The 24912-nt window shown below is 62.0% G+C and carries 16 protein-coding genes and 1 riboswitch; of the genes, 8 read left to right on the forward strand and 8 right to left on the reverse strand.

Going from position 1 to position 24912, the window contains the following annotated elements:
* Positions 1-6: 6 nt before the first annotated feature.
* Positions 7-1839 (reverse strand): peroxidase family protein, encoded by a 1833-nt coding sequence (locus tag EZV60_RS03740; RefSeq protein ID WP_135502310.1) that lies wholly within the window; start codon positions 1837-1839, stop codon positions 7-9.
* A gap of 171 nt (positions 1840-2010) precedes the next feature.
* Between EZV60_RS03740 and pncB the strand changes: the two genes are divergently transcribed.
* Positions 2011-3303, forward strand: coding sequence for a nicotinate phosphoribosyltransferase (pncB, locus tag EZV60_RS03745; protein ID WP_135502312.1), 1293 nt, complete (start codon positions 2011-2013; stop codon positions 3301-3303).
* 179 nt (positions 3304-3482) lie between these two features.
* Here pncB and arfB read toward each other — a convergent pair whose 3' ends face one another.
* From arfB to EZV60_RS03765, 4 genes are all read right to left on the reverse strand, one after another.
* Positions 3483-3902, reverse strand: coding sequence for an alternative ribosome rescue aminoacyl-tRNA hydrolase ArfB (gene arfB / locus EZV60_RS03750; RefSeq protein WP_135502314.1), 420 nt, complete (start codon positions 3900-3902; stop codon positions 3483-3485).
* A 338-nt stretch (positions 3903-4240) separates the two neighbouring features.
* Positions 4241-5047, reverse strand: a complete 807-nt coding sequence (mepA, locus tag EZV60_RS03755) for a penicillin-insensitive murein endopeptidase (protein ID WP_425353555.1) — start codon at positions 5045-5047, stop codon at positions 4241-4243.
* Positions 5048-5163: 116 nt separating this feature from the next.
* Positions 5164-6531 carry an MFS transporter gene (locus tag EZV60_RS03760; protein ID WP_135502318.1) on the reverse strand — a complete coding sequence of 456 codons (1368 nt, stop codon included), beginning with the start codon at positions 6529-6531 and terminating at the stop codon, positions 5164-5166.
* A gap of 51 nt (positions 6532-6582) precedes the next feature.
* A complete protein-coding gene (locus tag EZV60_RS03765; RefSeq protein WP_135502320.1) occupies positions 6583-7119 on the reverse strand; it encodes an acyl-CoA thioesterase in 537 nt (178 codons plus the stop codon).
* Between the two features lie 127 nt (positions 7120-7246).
* Here EZV60_RS03765 and EZV60_RS03770 point away from each other — a divergent pair, with 127 nt between their 5' ends.
* From EZV60_RS03770 to yaaA, 3 genes are all read left to right on the forward strand, one after another.
* The gene (locus EZV60_RS03770) at positions 7247-7531 is read left to right on the forward strand and encodes a YggT family protein (RefSeq protein WP_135502323.1); all 285 of its coding nucleotides are present in this window, start codon (positions 7247-7249) and stop codon (positions 7529-7531) included.
* 84 nt (positions 7532-7615) lie between these two features.
* A complete protein-coding gene (recQ, locus tag EZV60_RS03775; RefSeq protein ID WP_135502325.1) occupies positions 7616-9655 on the forward strand; it encodes a DNA helicase RecQ in 2040 nt (679 codons plus the stop codon).
* 33 nt (positions 9656-9688) lie between these two features.
* Positions 9689-10450, forward strand: coding sequence for a peroxide stress protein YaaA (yaaA, locus tag EZV60_RS03780; protein ID WP_135502327.1), 762 nt, complete (start codon positions 9689-9691; stop codon positions 10448-10450).
* Here the strand turns inward: yaaA and EZV60_RS03785 are convergent, their stop codons facing one another.
* On the reverse strand, positions 10451-12652 hold the full coding sequence (locus EZV60_RS03785) for a response regulator (protein WP_135502329.1): 2202 nt from the start codon (positions 12650-12652) through the stop codon (positions 10451-10453).
* Between the two features lie 143 nt (positions 12653-12795).
* Here EZV60_RS03785 and EZV60_RS03790 point away from each other — a divergent pair, with 143 nt between their 5' ends.
* From EZV60_RS03790 to pbpC, 3 genes are read left to right on the forward strand one after another with little or no spacing between them, the layout of a single operon-like run.
* Complete coding sequence (locus EZV60_RS03790) at positions 12796-18228, forward strand: alpha-2-macroglobulin family protein (RefSeq protein WP_135502331.1); 5433 nt, start codon at positions 12796-12798, stop codon at positions 18226-18228.
* Positions 18225-18803, forward strand: coding sequence for a putative glycolipid-binding domain-containing protein (locus tag EZV60_RS03795; protein ID WP_135502333.1), 579 nt, complete (start codon positions 18225-18227; stop codon positions 18801-18803). Before EZV60_RS03790 ends, EZV60_RS03795 begins: the two co-directional genes overlap by 4 nt.
* A complete protein-coding gene (gene pbpC, locus EZV60_RS03800) occupies positions 18790-20835 on the forward strand; it encodes a penicillin-binding protein 1C (RefSeq protein WP_135502335.1) in 2046 nt (681 codons plus the stop codon). Before EZV60_RS03795 ends, pbpC begins: the two co-directional genes overlap by 14 nt.
* 43 nt (positions 20836-20878) lie before the next feature.
* Here pbpC and serA read toward each other — a convergent pair whose 3' ends face one another.
* Both serA and EZV60_RS03810 read right to left on the reverse strand, forming a co-directional pair.
* Positions 20879-22474, reverse strand: a complete 1596-nt coding sequence (serA, locus tag EZV60_RS03805; RefSeq protein ID WP_135502337.1) for a phosphoglycerate dehydrogenase — start codon at positions 22472-22474, stop codon at positions 20879-20881.
* An 87-nt stretch (positions 22475-22561) separates the two neighbouring features.
* Positions 22562-23716: a phosphoserine transaminase gene (locus EZV60_RS03810; protein WP_135502339.1), complete on the reverse strand. Its 1155-nt coding sequence runs from the start codon at positions 23714-23716 to the stop codon at positions 22562-22564.
* Positions 23717-23876: 160 nt separating this feature from the next.
* Here EZV60_RS03810 and serB point away from each other — a divergent pair, with 160 nt between their 5' ends.
* Positions 23877-24749: a phosphoserine phosphatase SerB gene (gene serB, locus EZV60_RS03815; RefSeq protein ID WP_135502341.1), complete on the forward strand. Its 873-nt coding sequence runs from the start codon at positions 23877-23879 to the stop codon at positions 24747-24749.
* 47 nt (positions 24750-24796) lie between these two features.
* Positions 24797-24905: riboswitch (TPP riboswitch) on the forward strand.
* The last annotated feature ends 7 nt before the right edge of the window (positions 24906-24912 follow it).

Raw genomic sequence — 24912 nt, forward strand, 5'->3', positions numbered from 1 at the left:
AGTGCATCACTCCAAAACCAGCGCGAACTTCATCCAGTTCTCGATGGAATCGATCATATCGCCATGTTCGGTCAGAAGCGGGCTCTGCGACGGATCGAACCCGATCGACAGGGCCGATTCCGGATCGTCCAGCAGCGTCGCGATCATCACACTCGCCACGATCCAGCTGCCCAGTTCGCCCAGGTGATTACCGCCCGCAGCTTCGGCTTCTGCCAGAAGGTAGAACCACAGCGGCGTGCGCTCATGCAGGCGCGACTGCGAGTTCTGCAAGAAATCCCTCAGGTTCGGACGATGATCGAAGAGTGCGCCCACATCCGCGATCGGCCCGCTCTGCACGGCGCCCTGGGCCTTCAGATGCGCGTGCAGCGCCTGACCCGTCGGCAGGCGCAGCGCATTGCCCCGCCGCAAGTTCCGACGCGCCAGATGCCGCGACATCTTGCGGATCTGCTCGTCCGCCGCCTCGGCCCCTTCGATGATCATGTCGCCCAGGGGCGGCGCGATCTGGGTGTCGATGGCCCGCGCCCGGCGCGCGGGCTTGCCGTCTGAACTGTCCTGCCCGGGCGTGACGAACCGCGACCAGTCGATGATCCGGTCCTTCGTCAGCCGCCCGTGCCCGTCGAAGGGATCGCGGTGCTGGCCGTCAAAGCCCGGCCCGCCCCCGAAAACGCCGCCGAACACGAAAAGGTCCTCGAATGGCGCCCTGTCCGGCCCGGACGAATCGCGCCCGAAGTTGCGGTTATAGTCATAGGCGTCCCGCACCATCGTGTGGCCAAAGCGATAGGCCGCCACGGAAAACTCCAACGGCAGCACATCGCCCAGCGTGGTCTGCCCCGTCCGCGCGTTATACGCGGTCCGGAAATCGAAGTAATGCTGCGCCTTGTTTTCCAGCACGCTGGTGACCACCGCCGGGTCGCACACCTTCTTGAGATACCCCTCGACGATCAGCCACTGGTAATGCAGCCGCGTCAACGTCCGGGCCGAGTTGAAATCGGCGATCCACCCGGTGTCATGCGCAGCCAGGTAATCCACCACCCGGTTGTGAAACCGCAGAAAGCTCAGGTGGAACTGCGCCACGTTCAGGTTCTCGTCGTTGCGCATATCCCCGATGATCGCGCGCCGGTCGAGCCCGTCCTTGATCTTGTCGAAATCCTCCTGGCTCATCCGGTTGTCGTTCACCCGCGCCTGCAAAAGGCTCAGAAAGGCCTGCCGCACCTCGGACGACACCTGCGAAAAGCGCGGCAGATCGCGATGCGGGTCAAGCCCGTCGGGCAGCGGCCCGGCGCCCACCGCCGTGCCCACGCGCATCTTCTCGGGAAAGCTCGGGTGCCGCATGCCCGAGATGACCTTCACCGCCTCGGGCGGCAGGTCGGGCCCGATTGGAATGCCGCCATAGACCGAATCCAGGTCGAACCGCGGGCTGCGCGCGTTCTTCAGCCCCGCCTCGATCTCTTCGGCGGTCTTGGCCGGCACGCCATCCGCAAAGTTGGAGAAATCCGTGTCGCGATCCGTCCGCGCCGTCAGTTCGTGATCCAGGAACTGACCCCAATAGGTCAGAACCGGCGCAAGATCGGAATCCGGCGTGGCGTTCGGGTCGGTGCCGTGCGGGTCATTCGGCCCCGGCACCATGAGATTGCCCAGCTCATCGAGCTCTCCCAGCACGTCGTCGGGCAGGTAATCGCCCGGATCCCCCGACGGCGGCAGCAGGTATCCGAAATCCGCCGCCTCATCGACGGCGACGTCGCCCACCTCGGGCACAAGCGCCTCTCTTTGAACCTCCGAGCGTTTCTTAGGTGTACTTTCACGGGCAGAACCGCCGTGCGACTGATACAAAAGCGTCATCTTATAACTCCTTTTTAAAATAATAGTGCGCGCACGGTATCAATAATGCAGCTTTCGCATCAGTCCGGAATTCCGGACCATTTCAGCACATGGCGGAATCCCGCCGACGCTTGCCTCGCCCCGCCCCCTTTGCTTTAACCTCGACGAACCTGCCTGCCCGGAGCCGCCCACATGGTCGACATCGCCACCCGCGTCTGGAACCACAAGTGGAAGATCGACCCGATCGTCCGCTCGCTCATCGACACGGATTTCTACAAGCTCCTGATGTGCCAGTCGGTCTTCCGCAACAGCCCCGACACCACCGTCACCTTCTCGCTCATCAACCGGACCAAATCGATCCGCCTCGCCGACATCGTCGACGAGGGCGAGCTGCGCGAACAGCTCGACCACATCCGCTCGCTCTCGCTGTCACGCGGCGAAAGCACCTGGATGCGCGGCAACACCTTCTATGGCCAGCGCCAGATGTTCACGCCGGAATTCATGGACTGGTTCGAACAGTTGCGCCTGCCGCCCTATCACCTCGAAAAACGCGACGGGCAGTATGCGCTCACCTTCGAAGGCCCCTGGCCCGAGGTCATGCTGTGGGAGATCCCCGCACTCGCCGTCATCATGGAACTTCGCTCGCGCGCCGTCCTGCACGACATGAAACGCTTCGAGCTTCAGGTGCTTTATGCCCGCGCCATGACCCAGCTTTGGGAAAAGGTCGAGCGCCTGCGCGGCATCCCCAGCTTGCGCATCGCCGATTTCGGCACACGGCGGCGGCACAGCTTCCTCTGGCAGGACTGGTGCGTGCAGGCCATGACCGAACGGCTCGGCGATACGTTTGTGGGCACCTCGAACTGCCTTATCGCAAAGAACCGCGACCTCGAGGCGATCGGCACCAACGCGCATGAACTGCCCATGGTCTACGCCGCGCTGGCCGACACCGACGAGGAACTCCGTCAAGCCCCCTACCGCGTGCTCGCCGACTGGCATGACGAGCATTCCGGCAACCTGCGCATCATCCTGCCCGATACATACGGTACCGAAGGGTTCCTGGCCAACGCGCCCGACTGGCTGGCGGGCTGGACCGGCATCCGCATCGACAGCGGCGCCCCCGAGGCCGGGGCCGAAACCGCAATCCGCTGGTGGAAAGAGCGCGGCGAGGACCCGCGCGAAAAGCTCATCATCTTCTCGGATGGTCTGGACGAAGACCGCATTCTCGCCCTGCACAAACAATTCGCGGGCCGGGTCAAGGTCTCCTTCGGCTGGGGCACGCTCCTCACCAACGATTTCCGCGGCCTGACCCCCGGCGACGCCCTCGCCCCCTTCTCAATGGTCTGCAAAGCCGTCGCCGCCAACGGCCGGCCCACGGTCAAGCTCTCGGACAACCCCAACAAGGCGATGGGCCCCGCCGACGAGGTGGCGCGGTATAAGCGGGTGTTCGGAGTTGGGGAGCAGGAAGCGATGGAGGTGGTGGTGTAAGCCGCGCCATCGACGGGCCGCGGTACGGCGTCCTGACCTTTGTGCGATGCACTTTATGGTGACGATTCCGCAAACGGACCGGTCAGCGCGCGAGCGTCGATATCGCCGTGCCGTGGGGGCGGCCTGGCGATGGCGCGGCGGCCTTCGGCCTCGATTCCGCGCCAGCTAAATTCTCGCGATCACTCCAAATCCACCGACCCCCGCAGCGCCTTCACCTCCCCGCGCTTCTTCTTCGCCTCCACCCGCTTCCGCTTCTGATTCTTCGACACCTTCGTCGGGATCCGCCGCTTGGGCGTCTCCGTCGCCTTCCGGATCAGCTCCGCCAGGCGCTCCCGTGCGATCTCGCGGTTGCGCGCCTGGCTGCGTTCTTCCGAAACCTGAAGCACCACCGCGCCTTCTTTCGTCCAGCGCCGTCCGGCGATCCGTCGCAGCCGCCGCTTGACCGGGTCGGGCAGGTTCGGCGACCGCTCCGCCTCGAAGCGCAGTTCGACCGCCGAGGACACCTTGTTCACGTTCTGCCCGCCCGGTCCGCCGGCGCGGATGAACTGCTCGGTGATCTCCCAATCCTCAATCGAAATGCGGTCTGTGATCTTCAGCATGGGGTCCTCAAAATTCTGTACAAAATGGACAATGCCCCTGAAAAACTAGGGACAAAATGTACAAAAACCAGAAAGGGCCACTCCAAAGGAGCGGCCCCTAAAGGTTTCCGGAGGCGGGCCGGTTAGGCCGTGCCAATCCGGGTGGTCTCAACGCCCGAGGGCTGCCTCAGACGCGGTCCTCCCTGACTGTTCCGACACCTCGCTCCAATCCCTTTATAGACACTGGACCACCTCCTTTCGCTTGTTGAACTCACCTTCAGCCTGCCACAGTTTTCGGCGTTGTCAAAACAAAATGCAGGGGTCGGGAAAAATTTCTCCACAGGATATGGCGGGGCTGCCTAATTCGCTTGCAGCACCCCCACGCATTGCCCCGGCAGGTCCGCCATGGTCAGTTCGCGCCGCGGCTTGGGCTTAGGCGCGTTGGGATCGGGTGGCGGCGGGTTCAGGATATTCTGCACCCACTGTTCCGCATCCGCGCAGCCATCCCCCGCCGGCGGCTCCGACTGGTTCACGCAACCGCCTGATCCCGCAGGACATTTCAGCCTGACATGAAAGTGGTAGTGATGCCCCCACCAAGGCCGGATCTTGCGCAGCCAGCTTCGGTCGCCGGTTTCGTCCTGACACATCCGCACCTTGGCGCCGGGGAACACAAAAATTCTGGCGGTGCGCGGATCCTTGGCGGCGGCCTTCATGATCTCGTGATGCTGCCGCGTCCACTTGTCATTGGTGTAGGCCCCATTGGCACGGCGCAGCGAAGTGCTTGAAATGTTTTCCCTTTCCGCCCGGCTCAGGTTCAGTCGCTTGGGCGCAAGCATCCACACATCGATGTCGAGCCCCATCTGGTGGCTGCGATGCCCAGACAGCATTGGCCCGCCGCGCGGCTGGCTGATATCCCCGATATAAAGCCCCTCCCAGCCCGGCTGGGACGCCGCGAAACGAGACAGCTTTTCAATGAAATCAATCGTTTCAGGGTGCCCCCAGTTGCGGTTCCGGCTCAGCCGCATCGCCTGCCAGGTGGGTCCCGTTTCAGGAAGCTCCACACCCCCGGCCATGCAGCCCTTGGCGTAGCTGCCAAAGGGGCGCGGACCCTGGCTTGACGCGCGCGCCTTGGCGCCAAAAAGCTGTTTCGCCTCAACGCCCTGCATCGAGGCAGGGATATTCTGAGTTGATACAACCTGTTGAGATCTCGCCTCTTTTTCGGGCGCAGAACTTTCGCACCCGGCAACGAAGACACTCAGTAGGAGGATTTTGGCAATGCGGTTCATTCGGTCACGTCCCCTTCCGCTTTGACGTACCTTAACAACAGCAATCCGATCACGAAAAGCACAATCAGAGGCGACACGCCAATTCGCGCACTCCCGCTCAGACTTGTCACCAGACCGATCAGCGCCGGCGCGATAAAGGCCGTCGCCCGACCCGACATACCGTAAAGGCCGAAGCTCTCGGTCGGCGCGGCCGGATCAGTGTGGCGCACCATCATTGACCGGCTGGCCGCCTGCAAGGTGCCGCCAAGACCGCCGATCAGAATGCCGCAGCCGAAAAATATCACGTCCGGAACCGTCGAGCCCACCGCGAGCGGCACCCCGAAAACCTGCGTACGCTCCATGCTGACAACCGTGATGCAAACGGCGATAAGCCCCCATATCGAAAGAAGAATAACGGGCTTGGGCCCAAAGCGGCGATCGGCCTTGCCCCCGATCCAGCTAAAGCCCGCGGCGGCAATGGCGCTGACGATGCCGAAGACCCCGACCTGAACGATCGACCAGTCCAGCACCAGCGTGGCATAGGTGCCACCGAAGCCGTAGAGCCCGTTCAGCGCATCGCGATAAAACATCGACGAACCAAGATAGGCCAAGAGACTTTGCCGGCTGGGCAGTTTGGCGACCGACTGCGCGAGCAGGTGCAGCGCCCGGCGCACGGTGTGATCAGGACGGCTCCGAACCGGTTCGCGCACCCAGAGGAAGTAGGGGATCATGAACACCGCAAACCAGAGCGCGGTGAACGGACCGACGATGCGCTTGTCCTGCTCGCTGGCCGGATCGAGCCCAAAGGCGGGATCCAGCCCGACGATGGTCTTTCCGCCGTCCATCGTCTGAAAAAAGAGGAGCATGATCGCAAGCGCGCTCAGCCCGCCGATATATCCGAAGGCAAAGCCCGATCCCGAGACCTGACCGACAGTATCGGGCGGACCAAGCGATGGCAGCTGTGAATTCACAAAGATCAGAGCATATTCCGCCCCGATGAAGCCAAGACCGAAAAGACACAGCGCCAACAACATGTTGGAGCCATCCGGCGCGGTCAGCCACAGACCAGAAGCTCCGACCACATAGAGCGCGGAAAACCCGACGATCCACGGCAGGCGGCGCCCGGCGGTATCGGCCATGGCCCCCATGACCGGTGCGCCGAACGCGATGATCAGCCCGGCAAGGGCCAGGCACCAGGACCAGAGCGTTTGCGCTTCGGCGTCGGCGGCGCTTTCGGTCAGGCCCTGCCCGAGGAAATGCGCTGACGCGACAGATGCGAAATAGGGGCCGAAGACGAAGGTGACGAGGAGCGTGTGATAGGGCTGGCTTGCCCAGTCGAAAAAGTACCAGCCCCAAAGCCGCTTGCGCGCCGAAATCTCTGCCATACTGCCCCCTTTTCGCGGCGACTATGGCGAGGCTTGGGTGACGCTGGCAAGCTAATCCTGCATTGGCGGCCAGGGTCGGGTCGCATCGGCGTCGATCCAGCGGTCGACCCACTCGGGAACCGCCGGGCTCTGCGCGTCGACGCCCATCTCTGCGGCCACCTGTGCGGGTGGCACGATACCGTCGCGTCCGGTTACGGCGGCGCGATAAAGGATGTGATTGGCGCACTCACCGTTCTTTTGCCACATCGACTGCTCGAGATACATGAACCGGTCATCCCAGCAGATCGCCCGTGATCGCATCTCGACCACCTCGAACATCCGGATTCGCCGGCGGTACCGCACGCTGGCCCCAGCCACGGTCAGACCCCACCGCTGATTGCGCAATGTGGTTGCCAAACCGGTGCGTACCGCCAACGGGATACGCCCCAGGTCATAAAGCGTGAGCGTCCGCCCGTTGTTGAGCTCCATCCAGAGGTCGATATCCCAAGGCAGGCAGATGTGGTGGGATACATGACAATCCGTCAGCCCCAGACGCGGCGCGCGGCGGTATTTCAGCAACTGCCAGACCATGCGGATGACTGGATACATGTCACGTCCTCCTTTTGCTGGCCGTGTTTGACCAAAGCCGGGCAAGGGTCAACCACAACCCCGCGTCAGACTTGCGCATTTTCGTCTGCGCGCTTAGGTGAGGGCCAGACACACAGGAGCACGCATCATGATGGCAATCTACGGCCCCCTTAGGCTGATCCTCGACGTGGTTTTCTTCATCATGATCGCGCATGTAATCATGAGCTGGCTCATCAGCTTTCAGGTGCTCAATCTCGGGCAGCAATTCGTCGCGCAGATCTGGGAAGGCCTTAATCGGTTGCTTGCACCAATCTACGAGCCGATCCGCCGGTTTCTGCCAGACACCCGGCCGCTCGACCTTGCGCCGCTGGTGGCGATCATCATCGTGCTGTCCCTGCGCGATTTCATCCTGCCGGAGCTTTTGCTGCGCTAAACGCGCGGGCGGACCCTTGTTTACCGAATCCTGATGTGAAAAAGTCACCGTAAGAGCAGAAACAAAAAACTTACGGGCCTTCACATGCAAAGCGCTGCCACGCTGTTGCGGGATATCTTCGGATTCGATGCGTTCCGCCCCGGGCAAGAAGAGATCGTGCACACCGTGCGCGCGGGCATCAACACCCTCGCCATTATGCCGACGGGTGGCGGGAAATCCCTTTGCTATCAATTACCTGCGCTGATGCGCGATGGTGTCACCGTGGTGATCTCGCCTTTGATTGCCCTGATGCGCGATCAGGTGCGCGCGCTGCGCGCCGTCGGCGTTGAAGCCGGCGCGCTGACTTCCGGCAATACCGAAGAGGAAACTCGCGAGGTTTGGGATGCGCTGGAAGCCGGGCGCCTCAAACTTCTTTATATTGCACCCGAACGGCTTTCTGCCGGATCGGCGATCGGCATGCTGCGGCGGATCGGCGTGTCGCTCATTGCAGTCGACGAGGCCCATTGCGTCAGCCAATGGGGCCACGATTTTCGCCCGGACTACCTGCGTATCGGCGATCTTCGGCGCGCACTCGGCGTGCCGCTCGCGGCCTTCACCGCCACAGCCGATGCCGAGACCCAGCAGGAAATCGTCGAGAAGCTGTTCGAGGGCCGCGCACCGCAGACCTTCCTGCGCGGCTTTGACCGGCCCAATATTCATCTGGCCTTCGCCGCAAAGGACAGCCCCCGCCGACAAATCCTTGATTTTGCGGGCGCCCGGAAAGGGCAATCCGGTATCGTCTACTGCGGCACGCGCGCCAAGACCGAGACCCTGGCCGCGGCGCTGGCACAGGACGGACACAAGACCTGCTTTTACCACGGCGGCATGGAGGCGGAGGCGCGACGGGATGTCGAGCGACGTTTCAGCGCCGAGGAAGGCTTGATCGTGGTGGCAACAGTGGCTTTCGGAATGGGCGTGGACAAGCCCGATATCCGCTGGGTCGCACATGCCGATCTGCCAAAGTCGATCGAAGCCTATTATCAGGAGATCGGCCGCGCCGGGCGCGATGGCGCGCCCGCCGAAACGCTGACGCTGTTCGGAGCGGACGATATCCGGTTGCGTCGGTCCCAAATCGACGAAGGCCTCGCGCCACCCGAACGGCGTGCTGCTGATCATGCGCGGCTAAACGCGCTTCTCGGTCTCGCCGAAACCCACGGATGTCGACGGCAGACCTTACTACGCTATTTCGGCGAGACGCCGCAGCCCTGCGGCAACTGCGACACCTGCGCCAATCCAGTCGATACGTTCGATGGCACCGAGGCCGTGCAGAAGGCTCTCTCGGCGATCCTTCGCACCGAGGAATTCTTTGGTGCGGGCCATTTGATAGATATCCTTACCGGCACGGAAACCGACAAGATTCGCGCGCGCGGTCATGACCGTTTGCCGACGTTTGGCGTTGGTCAGGACACGCCGCGCCGCGTTTGGCAGGGGCTTTTTCGACAGATGATGGGGCATGACCTTATCCGGCCCGATCCAAGCCGGCACGGGGCGCTGCGTCTTACGGAAAAGGCGCTGCCGGTTCTGCGCGGTCTCGAATCCGTCACGCTAAGGCGCGACACGCTTGACACTAAGGCGCGCCGTCCGACGCCCAAGGCGCTTGTGTCGGATGAGGATGCGCCACTCCTGTCCGCGCTCAAGGCCAAACGCCGGGCGCTTGCTGAAGCCGCGAACGTACCCGCCTATATCGTGTTCACCGATCGTAGCCTGATCGAGATGGCGGAAACCCGGCCCCGCACCCTGGACGATATGGCGCGCGTAAACGGAGTAGGCGCCAAGAAACTGGAACAATACGGCGCGGACTTCCTGTCGGTGATCAACGGCGAAGCCACAACCATGCATCCCACCCGTCGAAAGATTGCCGGGCGAGAGGCCGGCACGATCTACGACCGCCTGCAGGAGGTGCAGGCGGATCTGGCGCGCGGCGAAGACGGGATCGAGAAACCGCTCAGCTGTTCGGCGTCTCTTCTGGCCAAGGTCGCCGCGACACGCCCGCGCGACCTGAACGGGCTGACGCGGCTCTTGGGAGACAAGCGCGCCGAACGATTTGGTCCCGCCTTTCTGGACGTTCTGCACGCGGCGGACTAGATCAGCCCGAAATGGAAAGCCAGAGGAACGAGTATGCTGATCGTCGTATCGCCCGCCAAGAAGTTGGACATGAACCCGGTGGAGGGTGTGACCGCCACCAAGCCAAGGTTTCGCAAGGAAGCCGATGAATTGGCCGAGGTGGCGCGTGGACTATCCCGAGGCGAGTTGAAAAAGCTGATGGGGATCAGTGACGATCTCGCCAAGCTGAATGCGGATCGCTTCCGCGATTTCGGCGAGATGGAGCGCAAGCCCGCGGCGCTTGCCTTTGCCGGGGACACGTACCAGGGCCTCGAGGCGAAGAGCCTGGACGCCGAAGAATTGGACTGGGCGCAGGATCACCTGAGGATCCTGTCCGGGCTTTACGGGCTGTTACGTCCGCTTGACGAGATCGAGCCCTATCGCCTTGAAATGGGCAGTCGACTTAAGACCGGTCTCGGCAAAACGCTCTATGAGTACTGGGGGGACAAGATCGCGAAGCGGCTCAATGCCGATGCCGAGGCCGTCAATGGCGATCTGCTGATCAACTGCGCCAGCCAGGAATATTTCGGCGCAGTCGACCGTGACGCGCTGAAGCTCCGGGTGATCACACCGATCTTCAAGGAAGTGAAGAACGGCGAGCCGAAGATCGTAAGCTTTTACGCCAAGAAGGCCCGGGGCGCGATGGCGCGGTTTATTGTCCAGAACCGACTGACCAAGGCCGAGGGACTCAAAGACTTCGACACTGGCGGCTACACCTATGACGCCGGGTTTTCAGAAGGAGACGACTGGGTCTTTCTGCGCGACGCGCAGAACTGATCACCCGGCGGCTGCGATGGCCGGCACCGGCGGGCGGGCCTCGGCCGGACAGGCGTCGAGAATCCGCTCAATCAGCGCCTCGCGCCGCAGCGGCTTGGTCAGGTAATGGTCCAGACCGGCGGCCAGGATCTCTGCATTATCACCTTCCATCGCGTGGGCCGTCATGGCCACCACGGGCGTGTGCCCTCCCGTTTCTTTTTCCAGCTCCCGTATCCGGGCGGTGGCCTCTTTGCCGTCCATCTCTGGCATCGAGATATCCATGAAGACGAGGTCGGGCTGAAATGCGGTGAAGGCCGCGACAGCCTCGTGCCCGTTTTCGGCCAGTTCGATTTCTATATCGAGCGCCTTGAGCATCTTGGTGAACACCAGCCTGTTCGTTTTGTTATCTTCCGCCGCGAGAATACGCATAGCGCGGGGCGGCGTGTGTTCCGGCTCACCGTCAGACGGAGGGAGCGGCGCGGAACGGTCGTCCGTCGCGGTAGCGGGAACGGTTTCGAGCGCCTTGAACAGGGCACTGCGCAGCACAGGCTTTTGCAGGGTGGCGTGAAGATGAGTCCGCCCCGGATCACAATCCGCGCTGCCGGTATTCGAGCTGAGAAGGATCACAGGGATATTGCGACCCGACGCATGCACGGCCTCGGCTAGTTCGATCCCATCCATCGCTGGCATCACGTGATTGACCACGATCAGATCGAATTGATCCTCGACCAGATCCAGCGCCGCCTGCGCGGTTTCGCAAGACCGGGCGAAAAGCCCCAGTCCCTCGAATTGCCGCAAGAGGATTTCCCGGCTCAGGTCATGCGGCTCCACGATCAGGACGCGTCGCAGGCCCTTGGGCAAACGGCTGTCCACCAGGCCGCCAGGCTCGGCCAAAGGCAGGGTCAGCGCGAACCCGAAGATCGACCCCTCTCCCTGCACGGATTCGACCCAGATCTCGCCCCCCATAAGCCGAATGAGCTTTTCCGAAATCGCGAGACCTAGACCCGTTCCCTCGAAACGGCGGTTGGTTTCGTCGTCGACCTGATTGAACTCGCCAAAGACATGTTCGACCTTGTCTTCAGGAATGCCGATGCCGGTGTCCTCGATGGTAACGTGCAGGGTTACGTGCCCGGAGGAGTCGTTCAAAACTCCTACGACGCGCACAAGAACATGCCCAGTTTCGGTGAATTTCACGGCGTTCCCGAGAAGATTGGTCATCACCTGCCTTATGCGACCAGGATCTCCGACAAAGCGGGTTGGCAGGAAGAGGTCGTAATCCACCAGCAGGTCGAGTCCCTTGTCGCGCGCGTTTGCCTGAAGCAGCATGACCAGTTCGTGGATACAGCGTTCAAGGTCGAATGGCTCTGCGTGCAAGACGAGCTTTTCCGCTTCGATCTTTGAGTAATCGAGCACGTCGTTGATGATCACAAGCAGCGCCTCGGCGGAGTTCTTGATCGTGTTTGCGTACAGAAGCTGTTCTTCGTCGAGCGCGGTGTCCTTCAGAAGTTCAGCCATACCAACGACCCCGTTCATCGGCGTGCGGATTTCGTGGCTCATATTGGCGAGGAAAGAGGACTTCGCGCGGCTGGCCGCCTCTGCCCTGCGCCGGGCACTCTTGAGCTTTTGCTCGTACCGGATCGTGTCGGTGATATCGAGCGCAAGGCTTACCACGTCCCCACCATGGCCGCGCTGGTCGATCAGCTTGATATAAGCGCCGCTCCAGAGCCGGATAATCTCCGGCTCGGGAGACGGGCATTGCCAGCGGTCCAGCATCGCCTCGCGCCAGGCCGCGGGATGCGTATCGCCGATATCCACGATCCCCTCTTCGGTCGCGTATTGAAGCAATTCGATGTAGCTGATGCCCGGACGAACGTCATCCAGTCCCTCAAAAACCGCAAGCCACGCCTGGTTGGCCGCGATCATACGGCTGTCGGCATCGAAAAAGGCGAACCCATCCTGGATCGTCTCGATAGAGTGCCACAGCCGCCGTTCGGCGATCTCGATCTTCTGGTTGGCGATGGACAGGTCGGATTTGACGCGCGCGTTCTCATCGCGCACGGTCTGCACCTCGGCGCGAGTCTCATTGATTTCCTCGCTTAGTGCCTGTGCATGCTTGCCAAGTTTGCGATTGGCGGCCTGAAGCTCTGCCTGCTTCTGCTCCAGAAGGCGTTCGGCGGCCAGCCTTGCCCGCCGTTCCTGCGCGAGTTTGTTGGCAAGGCTCACACCCAAAACCTCCCCCGTGGCGGTCCGTCATTTGGCCGCCAGATTGCGGTATCAGGGTGAACAAGTCTTTAAACCCGGCCTCGGAATCGTTGTCAGCCCAGAATGCGCGTGGCACGATTGAACTCTTTGACAGGGAGGTCGCCATGCTCCGCCATTCATTTGTCGCTTTGATCCTTCTGTGCAGTCTGTTCAGTGCAAATCTTGCCATAGCCCAGACGGCAGTGCCGGACCGGCGCGAGGTGGTCACCCGCAATGTCGATTTCTACGGTGCTGATCTCGACCCGCTTTTCGATACCACGCTCGAAGCCTGCCGTACTGCCTGTTTCGCAAATCCGGCCTGCAGCGCATATACGTTCAACAGCCGGTCCAACGCCTGTTTTTCAAAGCGCGGGATTTCAGAACGGCAACCCTACGAAGGCGCGATTTCGGCCGAGTTGTTTCCCACGGACACTCGGGTGCTTGCACAAGCGGAAGCGCGACGTGGCGATCTGGCATTCCTGTCGGATGCCGATATCGCTCAGGCGCGGGACCTCGCACTTGGAATCGGGGCGCGGCACCCCGGGGGGCAGTGGGATCAGGGGGCAATGCTGGCTGCCGCGCGCGAACGGCTGACCCAGAACGACTATCTGAACGCCATGCGCTGGACCGGTGCGGCGGTGGCCCTGTCCGACGCCGCCGATCAATGGGCCGAGTATGCGCGCCTGTCTTTGCTGATTGAGACGCAAAACAACGCGGAGAAATCACGCTACGCACGGCAGGCCCTTCAGGCCGCTATCAATGCCTACCTTCGCGCGCCGAACGATCCTTTACGTGCTACCGCCTTGATGATCACCGGTGAGGCGCTTGAACGCATGGGACGCGGACGCGACCTTATCCGCGCGCTTCGCCTCGCGGAGGAAATCCAGCCACGGGCGGATGTGGTCGCCGCGCTTGAAGCAGCGAACGGAAAATACGGTTTCCGGATCACCACTCATCGGTCGGACAACGAAACCGCATCACCCCGGATCTGCGCAGAGTTTTCTGAACCTCTGATCAAGGCTGGGACCGACTACACGCCCTTCGTACGCCTGCCCGACCCCGGCCTTGTTGTGCAGGCAGAGGGCGGACAAATCTGCATAGGAGGCGTCGAACACGGCGAGCGTTATCGGATCACGTTTCGCCGTGGCCTTCCTGCCGCGAGCGGAGAGCGTCTTATCAAAGATGTCGAGATCTCTCAGTATATCCGTGACAGAAGCCCGAGCGCGGGCTTTGGAAGTCGCGCCTACGTCTTGCCAAAGGCCGGCAACGCCGCATTGCCGATCGAAACGGTCAATCTGAATGAAGTTGATCTGCTCTTAAGGCGGGCCAGCGACCGCAATCTTCTGCGCACGCTTCAGGACGGATATTTCGGACGCCCGCTCAGCGCATATGAAGAGCGCGAGTTTTCGTCAGAGATCGCCGAGGAGGTCTGGCGCGGCACCGGTGCGGTTCAGAACGAACTTAACCGCACGATGACCACACGCCTGCCAATGGGTGATATCCTTAGCGATCTCAACCCGGGAATCTATGCCCTGACCGCGCGGGTGCCGGGTGTAGACACCTATGACGATGCCGGATCGACCCAATGGTTCATCCTGACCGACTTAGGTTTGACCACGTTCAAGGGCACAGACGGCCTGCATGTGATCGTGCGCGGCTTGGGAGATGCCCAACCGCGCAAGGATATTACACTCGATCTCCTGTCACGTGCCAATCGGGTGATTGCAAGCCAGACCACGGATGCAAAGGGCCACGCCACCTTTGCACCGGGCCTGCTGCGCGGAACGGATGGCGCGTCACCGGCGATGATCGTAGCCAAGGCGGACAACGACGATCTGGCGTTTCTGTCGCTTACCGATCCGGCCTTCGATCTTTCCGACAGAGGGGTCGAAGGACGCCCGCCCGCGCCACCGGTTGACGTCTTTCTTGCCACCGATCGCGGCGCATACCGGCCGGGAGAGACGATCCATGCCACAGCGCTTGCCCGCGACGAACAGGCGGCGGCCATTGAACGTCTCCCGCTCACAGCGGTTCTTACGCGACCGGACGGTGTGGAATACCTCCGGCGCCTGTCATCCGAGGATGTCGCGGGAGGACATGTTTTCGCACTTCCCGTGGCCGCGACGGCCCCGCGCGGCGGCTGGACGCTCGACATTTTCGGCGAGCCGGAAGCTGCTCCGCTGGTCAGCCGAACAGTAGTGGTCGAAGATTTCCTTCCCGAACGCATAGATTTCGAGATGGCGCTGCCCGACGGTCCGATCCGGCCCGGCGACACCGCGCCGCTCCGGGTCGAGGCCCGGTATCTTTTCGGCGCGCCTGGCGCTGGGCTGGAGGCCGACGGAACCGTCCGCCTGACACCGCTCACAGAGTTGGACGCATTTCCAGGTTACCGCTTCGGGCGCCACGACGCTCTCGTCTCGGCGATTTCAACCTATCTCGACGGTGGCGAAACTGACAATGACGGCAAACTAAGCCTGTCTGTGCCATTGCCAATACCGGCAGTCGCGGATCGGCCCTTCGAGGCCGAAGTGATTCTGGCCATGAAGGAGGGATCCGGCCGCCCGGTCGAGCGCCGCCTACGCCGCGATCTCGCGCCGGCCGGTCCCATGATCGGCATCAAGCCCCGTTTCGACGGGGTGGTTTCCGAAGGTGCCGAAGCCGCCTTCGAGATCATCGGGGTCGCACCCGATCTTACACCGCAGCAGATGGAAGTGTCATGGACCCTCAATCGCATTTCCACCCGGTACCAGTGGTACGAGGAATACGGCAACTGGAACTGGGAACCGATCACGACACGCAAGCAGGTCGCGACCGGAACGGGAACGACCGGACAGGTCCCGCTTGCTTTGGACGAGCGGGTGGATTGGGGCCGTTACGAGCTTTTGGTCGAACGTACCGGTCCTGATTACGTGGCCTCTTCGGTCGAGTTCTATGCCGGTTGGTACGCCCCCGCCGATGCCAGCAGCACCCCCGACACACTGGAACTGTCTCTCGACATGCCGGCCTATAGCCCGGGCGACACCGCCGAGCTGCGTTTGGTGCCGCGCTACGCTGGAACCGCGCTGATCGGTGTCATGTCAAACCGGGTCATCACCATGGAGGCGGTCGAGGTGGTTGAGGGTGAGAATCTTGTTCCGCTTGAAGTGACCGAAGACTGGGGTGCCGGGGCCTATGTCACCGCTCAGGTCATCCGACCCATGAACAAGGACGAAGGCCGCAATCCGGCGCGCGCGCTCGGACTTTCCTACGCAAGGATCGCGCCCGGCACGAAACAGCTTTCGGTCCGCATCGAAGCCCCGCAGATCGGCACACCGCGCGGCCCGCTGGACGTCGGGCTGACAGTCGACGGGATCGCCGAGGGCGAAACGGCCTTTGTCACTCTCGCCGCCGTGGATCTGGGCATCCTTAACCTGACCGGCTTCGAAAGCCCCAATCCGTCTGCACATTACTTCGGACAGCGCCGCCTCGGGGTCGAGATCCGTGATCTTTATGGGCGATTGATCAACGGTATGACCGGCGCGGAGGGACGCGTGCGTTCTGGCGGTGATGCCGGAAACAGGGTCGGAACCCAAGCGCCGCGCCCGACAGAGGAGTTGGTGGCGTTCTTTTCCGGACCCGTCGCAGTGGGGCCGGACGGCCGCGCCGCACTCAGCTTCGACATACCCGATTTCAACGGCACGGTCAGGCTCATGGCAGTGGCCTGGAGCCCGTCTGCAGTGGGACAAGCCACGCAAGACACGATCCTGCGCGACCCGGTTGTGATGACAGCCTCGCTACCGCGCTTTCTGTCCCCAGGTGACGAAAGCAGCCTCTTGCTCGAGATCGTTCATGCCGACGGGTCTGCCGGGCGGACTGGCTTGGATGTCAGCTCAGAGGGCCTGTCGCTTCTGGGCCCGGTGCCATCCGGCCTTGATCTCGCAGAGGGAGAGAAACTGACATTGAGGTTGCCTATCCGCGCAGGGGATACCGCCGATCAGAGCCTGCGGATTGCTCTGACCACACCCGATGGCCAACAGCTTACCAAAAATCTTATTCTGGGAGTGCGCGCGAACGATCCTGCAATTGCGACCACCCGGCGCTTTACGCTGGCCGCTGGCGACAGCGTCAGCCTGGGTTCGGATATCTTCGCCGGTCTTCGGCAAGGCACCGGTCAGGCCGTATTGTCGGCAGGCGCCTTGGCGAAACTCGACGTGCCGGGTCTTCTGACGTCGCTTGACAGATATCCGTACGGCTGTACCGAGCAGATCGTTTCGCGCGGCTTGCCATTGCTTTATTTCAACGGCGTCGCGGGCGCCATGGGCCTTGCAGACGAAACCCAGATCGCCGCGAGCATCGATCAATCCATCGCCCGGGTACTTACACGGCAAAGCGCGGGCGGTGGCTTTGGCCTTTGGCGGGCAGACTCCGGTGATTTCTGGCTTGATGCCTACGTTACCGATTTCCTGTCACGCGCCCGCAACGAAGGCTTCAAGGTTCCTCAACAAGCCTATGCCATGGCCTTGGACAATCTGCGAAATCGCGTGAACTATGCCCCGGATTTCGACGAGGGCGGCGAAGATATCGCCTATGCGCTGATGGTGCTCGCGCGCGAGCGCGTCGCCCGCATGGGCGATCTACGCTATTACGCAGATGTAAAGGCCAACGGCCTTGGTACGCCCTTGGCTTTGGCGCAACTGGGCGCAGCGCTTGCCGCCTATGGCGATCAAACGCGCGCCGACCGGATGTTCGCAATGGCCCTCCACCGGATAATCAACAACAATAGTCCGGAGTCCCATCATTGGCGTGCCGATTACGGCACTCAACGACGCGATCGCGCCGGTCTCCTGACCCTTGCGGCGGAAGCCAACAGTGACGTTGTGGACCTGTCTGCACTTGCCGGCACGCTTGGCGCCGACGCGCCGCATCTTTCAACGCAAGAGCAGGCCTGGACACTTCTGGCTGCCAAGGCGCTTTTGCGAGCGCCTTCTGCGGCGACGCTGACGCTTGACGGTACACCGATCACGGGTCCTCTGGTTCACCGTTTCACGGCGGATGGGCCCACGAAAACGCTTGGCAACACTGGCGCGCGGCCTGTCGAAATCACCCTCACAACTATCGGGGTGCCCACCGTTGCGCCAGAGGCAGGCGGATACGGATATGCTATCGAACGGGCCTATTATGACCTTGAAGGCGCGCGGATCGACCTTGGCGCGGTGCCCACGGGCAGCCGGCTTGTAACAGTTCTTACGGTCCGGCCCTTCGAACGGGGCGAAGCGCGTCTGATGATTGATGACCCGCTTCCGGCGGGGTTTGAGATCGACAACCCCGCGCTGCTGCGCTCGGGCGATATTCGCGCGCTTGACTGGCTGAAAACGACCGAAGCAAGACATACTGAATTCCGCGCCGAACGGTTTCTCGCGGCCGTGGATTGGCGCTCGGACGACCCCTTTCAGCTCGCCTATATTGTCCGTGCCGTCAGCCCCGGCAGCTATCACCACCCGGCCGCGTCGGTCGAGGATATGTACCGCCCGCAATACCGCGCAAGAACGGCCACCGGCCGCATGGAGGTTGTCGAGTGACCGGGCAAACAGTGGCCGTAGCACATTGGACCGCGCTTGACCGTGAGGGAGAAGACCAGTGCCGCCTCGCGCGCGAAGAAGCGGGATGGATCCTCATTGGGCATGCACGGTTCCGCGACGAGGCCGGATTTGCCGCTCTGGATTACGTGGTGCGCTGCGATACGGATTGGCAAACTCTGACCGCCGATATCGCGGGAACCCGCGGGGATCGGGACGTGAAGCTGCACATCCTTCGTGACGGTGCGTCGTGGCATATCAATGGCCAGCTACAAACCGGTCTGGCCGATGCCCGCGACATCGACCTGGGGTTCACTCCAGCCACGAACCTGATGCCCGTGCGAAAGCTGCGCGACGGTGGTTCTGATGAACGGTGCCTGTGCGCCGCGTGGCTCGACTATCCGGACACGGCGCTACGTCCGCTCGATCAGATCTACCGGGTCGGGGACGGCGCGGCGCTCATCGACTATCGCGCCAAGCAAACCAGCACGACGACCACGTTGGCGGTCGATGCGTCGGGCTTTGTCACGCTTTACCCGGGCCTTTGGCAGGGAAAGGTCGAGCATGCGCCGGTTTGATCGCTTTTTTGCCGGGTTCGCGCTTCTTCTTTTTCTGGCGGGGATCACTCGAGACGGGCTGGACCTTTGGATCGCTCGCACTGAATTACCATCCCGCGTTACGACCCTTTCGACCGAGGTGCGTGACCGAAACGGACATCTCTTGAGGGTCTACACGGTAGAGGAAGGACGTTGGCGCCTTGCGGTCACACCTGAAACAGTCGATCCGCTCTACCGACAGATGTTGCTGGCCTACGAGGACAAGCGCTTCGATCACCATGCAGGTGTCGATCCCATCGCCATGCTGCGCGCTTTGGGCCAGGCGCTATGGCATGGTCGGGTGGTGTCCGGCGGTTCGACCCTGTCGATGCAGGTGGCGCGACTGCTGGAGAATAGCGGCACGGGCCAACTTGAGGGAAAACTTCGGCAGATTCGGGTCGCCCTCGCCCTCGAACGGCAACTCGACAAACGGGAGATCTTTCAGCTTTACCTCGAACGTGCGCCCTTTGGCGGAAATCTCGAAGGCATCCGCGCCGCGTCACTGGCCTATTTTGGCAAGGAACCGCGCCGCCTGACCCCGGCCGAAGCCGCGCTTTTGGTAGCCCTTCCCCAAGCGCCCGAGGCGCGACGCCCCGACCGGGCGCATCCCTTTGCCGAAGCCGCGCGCGACAGGGTGCTGCGGCGTTCTTTGGCGGCTGGTATTCTGAGCGCAGATACCCTGCGCGGCGCGCAGGGCGAGCCGGTACCGCATATCCGACTGCCCTTTCCGCAGCTTGCTCCGCATCTCTCGGACAGGGCAGTCAAAGAGAACCCGCATGCTTGGCAACACGATCTGACGCTGGATGCTTCATTGCAGACCCGCCTCGAGGCAGTCGCAACCAGAGCCGTGCGTGACTTGCCGGACGGGGTTTCCGCCGCGCTCGTGATTGCGGATCACCGCAGTGGCGAGATTCTCGCCTCAGTCGGCTCGGCGCGTTACAGCGTTGAACGGCAAGGCTTTGTCGACATGACGCAGGCATTCCGTTCGCCAGGATCGACGCTGAAACCTATCGTCTACGCGCTTGCGTTCGATAGGGGATTGGCGCACCCGCAAACCTTGATCGACGATCGCCCGGTCCGGTTCGGGCGCTATGCACCGCGCAATTTCGACGGTGCGTTTCGAGGCATGCTGCCGGTCGCCGAGGCTTTGCGCCTGTCCCTGAATATTCCGGTTGTTCTGCTCTTGAATGAAATCGGTCCGGCGCATCTGATTGAAGCTTTGCGCAGAAGTGGCGTTGAAAGCCGGCTGCCGGGGGACCGGACTGGACTGGCCGTCGCGCTTGGCGGGATTGGTGTGTCACTGGAAGGGCTGACGCAGCTTTATGCGATGCTCGCGAGCGGCGGCCTCGAGCGGCCGCTTCACTGGCGCAAGGACAGTGCCATGGAAACCCAAACGCGGCGGGTGCTTGGCCAAGTGGCGGCATGGCAGGTGGGCGATATCCTCGCCGGTCTCACTCCGCCTGCCGGCGCGCCCCGCGACCGTATCGCCTACAAGACCGGCACGTCCTATGGGCATCGCGACGCTTGGGCTGTAGGGTTTGACGGGGCGCATGTGGCCGCCGTCTGGATCGGACGTCCCGACGGCACGCCGGTGCCAGGGGCCTTTGGCGGCGAACTGGCCGCGCCGGTTCTCTTCGAGGCGTTTCAACGACTCAAACCGCACGTCGATCCCCTGCCGCCACCGCCGCCGGACACCTTGATCCTGCCGACGGCGCGGCTGCCACAGCCCCTGCGCGAATTTGCCGGGCGCGACGCACCCTTCGGACAGGAACCGGATGCGCCCAAACTCATCTTTCCGCCGGACGGCGCAAAGGTGCCAGTCGGACAAGAGACGCTTGTCGTGAAGCTTCGTGACGGGGTCGCGCCCTTTGCGCTTCTGGCAAACGGCAAACCCTTAATCACCGGTTTGCGCCGGCGAGAGGCAGAGCTGCCGGGACTCGGATATGGCTACTCGACCCTTTCTGTGATCGACGCCGAAGGCCGCTCTGCCAAGGTGAGAGTATGGATTGAGTAGACAAACCGTCCGGGCGGGCACAACCGCCCGGAGGTGGTGCAGATCAGATCACATCGAACTCAAGCGCGCGGATCTGCTGAAACAGGCCCGTGGCGTCAAGCTTGGCAATTACGTCAGACGGCACGGGTTCGTCCACATAAAGCAGCGCGATGGCCTCTCCTGCGGCGGCAGCCCGACCCAGAGTGAAATTCGCGATATTCACGCCATTTTCGCCCAGTGTCTGACCGAGGGTTCCGATGATACCGGGGACGTCCTCGTTTGTGGTGTAGAGCATGTGGCGTCCGATCTCAGCGTCGATATTGATGCCTTTGATCTGAATGAAGCGCGGCTTGCCGTCCGAAAAGACCGTGCCGCCGATGGAGCGTTCGCGCTTGGCCGTCACGACCGTCAGCTTGATGTAGCCCTCGAAGGCGCCGGATTTATCTTGGCGGGTCGTCGAGATCTTGACGCCGCGTTCCTTGGCCACAACGGGCGCGGATACCATGTTCACCTCGGGATTGACGGATTTCATGATGCCGGCCACAGCGGCGCATGTCAGGGCGTCGAGGTTCATCTCGCTGACCACACCGTCATAGAGGATATTGATCGCCTTGATCGGTTCATCGGTCATTTGGCCGATGAAGTTGCCCAGATGGTCCGCCAGCTTGATCCAGGGGCCCATGACCTTGGCTTCTTCAGCCGTGACCGACGGCATGTTGAGCGCATTGGACACAGCGCCGGTCAGCAAATAGTCCGACATCTGCTCAGCCACTTGCAGGGCGACGTTTTCCTGCGCCTCGGTGGTGGCGGCGCCCAAATGGGGCGTGCAGACCACATTCGGCAGACCGAAGAGTGGATTTTCGGTTGCCGGTTCCTCGGCGAAAACATCGAAAGCCGCCCCGGCGATGTGACCGGATTGCAAAAGCTCGGCTACCGCGGTTTCGTCCACCAAACCGCCGCGCGCGCAGTTGATGATACGCACGCCTTTCTTTGTTTTCTCCAGGTTCGCTCGCGAGAGAATGTTGCGGGTTTGATCGGTCAAGGGCACGTGCAGGGTGATGAAGTCGGCGCGCGTCAGAAGCTCCTCCAGCTCGACTTTTTCAACGCCCATCTTGTCGGCCTTTTCCTGACTGAGGAACGGATCATAGGCGACGACCTTCATTTTCAGACCGCGCGCACGGTCGCAGACAATGCCGCCGATATTGCCCGCCCCGATCACGCCAAGCGTCTTGCCGGTCAGCTCGACCCCCATGAATTTGGACTTTTCCCACTTGCCCGCATGGGTCGAAGCCGAAGCCTCGGGTATCTGGCGCGCCACAGCGAACATCAGCGCGATGGCATGCTCAGCGGTCGTGATCATGTTGCCGAAGGGCGTGTTCATGACGATCACACCCTTCTTGGAGGCCGCTTCCTTGTCGATATTGTCGGTGCCGATCCCGGCGCGGCCAACGACCTTGAGGTTGTTGGCAGCCTCGAGAATCTTTTCGGTGACTTTCGTGGCCGAGCGGATGGCGAGGCCGTCGTACTGGCCGATCACTTCGCGCAGCTTGTCCTTCTCCTTGCCCAAATCAGGCATGAAATCGACGTCGATGCCACGGTCACGAAAGATTTGAACCGCGGTTTCCGACAGCTTGTCGGAGACGAGTACTTTGGGAGCCATGTGCGTGGTCCTTTGCTTTGTATCTGGGGAAGGGCGCGCTGAAGCACGCCCTACTGGGATCTGCATAGGCTGTGCTTCAGCGCAGCCTCAGGCGGCCTCGGTCTGGGCTTCGATCTCTGCATGAAACGCCCAGTCAATCCACGGCATCAACGCCTGCAGATCGCTGGTCTCGACCGTGCCACCACACCAAATGCGCAGACCCGCCGGCGCATCTCGGTAAGCGCCGATGTCGTAGGCCACGCCTTCGGCCTCGAGCCGCTTGGCGACCGCCTTGGCGAATGCCGTGCCATCTTTGATGCGGGTATCGGTGAACTTCAGGCAAACCGATGTGTTCGACCGCGTCGCTGCGTCAATCGCGAGGTTGTCGATCCAGTCCCGGGTCGCACAAAAGTCATGGATCACCTTCGCGTTCTCATCCGCCCGTGCCATCAGGCCATTGAGGCCGCCCACCGAGCGCGCCCAGTCGAGCGCAATCAAGTAGTCCTCAACCGCCAGCATCGACGGGGTGTTGATCGTTTCGCCCACGAAAATGCCCTCGATCAGCTTGCCGCCCTTCGTCAGGCGGAAAACCTTTGGCAGGGGCCAGGGCGGGGTATAGCTTGCCAGCCGTTCGACAGCGCGGGGGCTGAGCACGATCATCCCATGCGCAGCCTCGCCACCCAGAACCTTTTGCCAGGAAAAAGTCGTCACATCGAGCTTGTCCCACGGCAGATCCTGCGCGAAGGCCGCAGACGTCGCATCGCAAATGGTCAGCCCTGCGCGGTCCGCCTTGATCCAGTCACCATTGGGCACACTCACGCCAGAGGTCGTACCGTTCCAGGTAAAGACCACGTCATTGTCCGTATCCACGCCCGAAAGATCGACAATCTCACCATACTCCGCCGTCTTAACTTCGGCGTCGAGCTTAAGTTGCTTCACGGCATCCGTCACCCATCCAGAGCCGAAGCTTTCCCAGGCCAGCATCTCGACCTTGCGTTCGCCCAGAAGCGACCACATCGCCATTTCGACAGCGCCCGTATCAGAGGCCGGCACGATACCAACCTTATAGTCGTCTGGAATGCCAAGGATTTCGCGCGTACCGTCAATAGCGGCCTTGAGCTTTGCCTTGCCAACGGCGGCACGGTGCGAACGGCCCAAAGGGGCATCAGCAAGCTTATTCAGCGAAAAGACGGGAGGTTTGGCACAAGGGCCCGAAGAGAAACGCGGATTTGCCGGCCGCGTTGCCGGGGTTCGTTCTACCATGGATGGTATCCTTACAGATATGCGCCCCTCGTTGGGGAGGGGTGTCCCAAGGACCGAATTACGCCTGTACGGGGTCTTTCGCAAGTCACCAAATCTGGCTAGAGAGCCGTGAACCTCAAGGCTTTTAGGCCGACCGACCATTATCGGAAACTTTCGAGCCATGTTTGCAACCACTCTCATCGCCCGGCCCGGACATCTTGACCCGGCTCTTGTCGACAGCCTGCGCAATGCGTGGGGCGGGGGCGAGGCTGTCTGGCTCTCTCCCGATGAGGCTGCGGAATTCATTATGTCGCAGATCCCGGCACACCGCTGGGATGTCTGGGCCGAGCTTCAGGCTTCCGAAGTTGACCTCGTCGTTCAGCCAGCAAAAGACCGGCGCAAGAAAATGCTGCTTGCGGATATGGACAGCACGATGATCGAGCAGGAATGCATCGACGAGTTGGCGGAAGAGGCCGGCGTGGGCGCACATGTAAAGGAAATCACGGCACGCGCGATGAACGGCGAGCTGGGTTTTGAGGGCGCCCTAACCGAGCGCGTGGCACTGCTGAAGGGTCTGCCTGAGGCGGTAATTTCTCAAGTGCTGGAACAGCGGATCACACCGATGCCAGGCGGACGGACCTTGCTGGCGACCATGCGCGCGGCGGGCGGGCATGCGGCCCTTGTTTCGGGCGGGTTCACCGCGTTCACCGCGCGGGTCGCCGAAATGCTCGGGTTTCATGAACATCGCGCAAACACCCTGATTGCGCGCAACGGTCTGCTCACCGGAGAGGTCGCCCTTCCGATCCTCGGACGTGCGGCGAAGGTTCAGGCGCTTGAAGAAATCAGCGCACGCCTTGGTCTACATGCGGCCGACGTGATCGCCGTTGGCGACGGCGCGAATGACCTGGACATGTTGGGGCGTGCCGGTACCGGCGTGGCGCTGCATGCCAAACCCAGTGTCGCCGCCCGGTGCGAGGTGCGGATCAACCACGGAGACCTTACGGCGCTGCTCTTTCTTCAGAGCTATTCAAGAGCTGAGTTTCAAACGCGGTAGTTGTACGCGCCGACCCTTGTCTTATCCCTAGACGGCTTCTACTTTGGGCGGGAACCTCGGGGTGTTGCGGTGTTGGGCCGGAACTGAGATGCGTCACGCGAACCCGTCGAACCTGACCCGGTTAGAACCGGCGGAGGGAAGGTAAATGCAAACGCATGCGCCC

This window comes from Roseovarius aestuariivivens (assembly GCF_004761875.1).
GTDB classification, from domain to species: Bacteria; Pseudomonadota; Alphaproteobacteria; order Rhodobacterales; family Rhodobacteraceae; genus Roseovarius; species Roseovarius aestuariivivens.

Bases quoted from the DNA above. Each gene is read 5' to 3' on its own strand.
- pbpC (WP_135502335.1), top strand. From the start codon at position 18,790: ATGCGCCGGTTTGATCGCTTTTTTGCCGGGTTCGCGCTTCTTCTTTTT.
- recQ (WP_135502325.1), top strand. From the start codon at position 7,616: ATGCAAAGCGCTGCCACGCTGTTGCGGGATATCTTCGGATTCGATGCG.
- mepA (WP_425353555.1), bottom strand. From the start codon at position 5,047: ATGCAGGGCGTTGAGGCGAAACAGCTTTTTGGCGCCAAGGCGCGCGCG.
- EZV60_RS03790 (WP_135502331.1), top strand. From the start codon at position 12,796: ATGCTCCGCCATTCATTTGTCGCTTTGATCCTTCTGTGCAGTCTGTTC.
- pncB (WP_135502312.1), top strand. From the start codon at position 2,011: ATGGTCGACATCGCCACCCGCGTCTGGAACCACAAGTGGAAGATCGAC.
- serB (WP_135502341.1), top strand. From the start codon at position 23,877: ATGTTTGCAACCACTCTCATCGCCCGGCCCGGACATCTTGACCCGGCT.
- EZV60_RS03765 (WP_135502320.1), bottom strand. From the start codon at position 7,119: ATGTATCCAGTCATCCGCATGGTCTGGCAGTTGCTGAAATACCGCCGC.
- yaaA (WP_135502327.1), top strand. From the start codon at position 9,689: ATGCTGATCGTCGTATCGCCCGCCAAGAAGTTGGACATGAACCCGGTG.
- EZV60_RS03770 (WP_135502323.1), top strand. From the start codon at position 7,247: ATGATGGCAATCTACGGCCCCCTTAGGCTGATCCTCGACGTGGTTTTC.
- EZV60_RS03760 (WP_135502318.1), bottom strand. From the start codon at position 6,531: ATGGCAGAGATTTCGGCGCGCAAGCGGCTTTGGGGCTGGTACTTTTTC.
- serA (WP_135502337.1), bottom strand. From the start codon at position 22,474: ATGGCTCCCAAAGTACTCGTCTCCGACAAGCTGTCGGAAACCGCGGTT.
- EZV60_RS03810 (WP_135502339.1), bottom strand. From the start codon at position 23,716: ATGGTAGAACGAACCCCGGCAACGCGGCCGGCAAATCCGCGTTTCTCT.
- arfB (WP_135502314.1), bottom strand. From the start codon at position 3,902: ATGCTGAAGATCACAGACCGCATTTCGATTGAGGATTGGGAGATCACC.
- EZV60_RS03740 (WP_135502310.1), bottom strand. From the start codon at position 1,839: ATGACGCTTTTGTATCAGTCGCACGGCGGTTCTGCCCGTGAAAGTACA.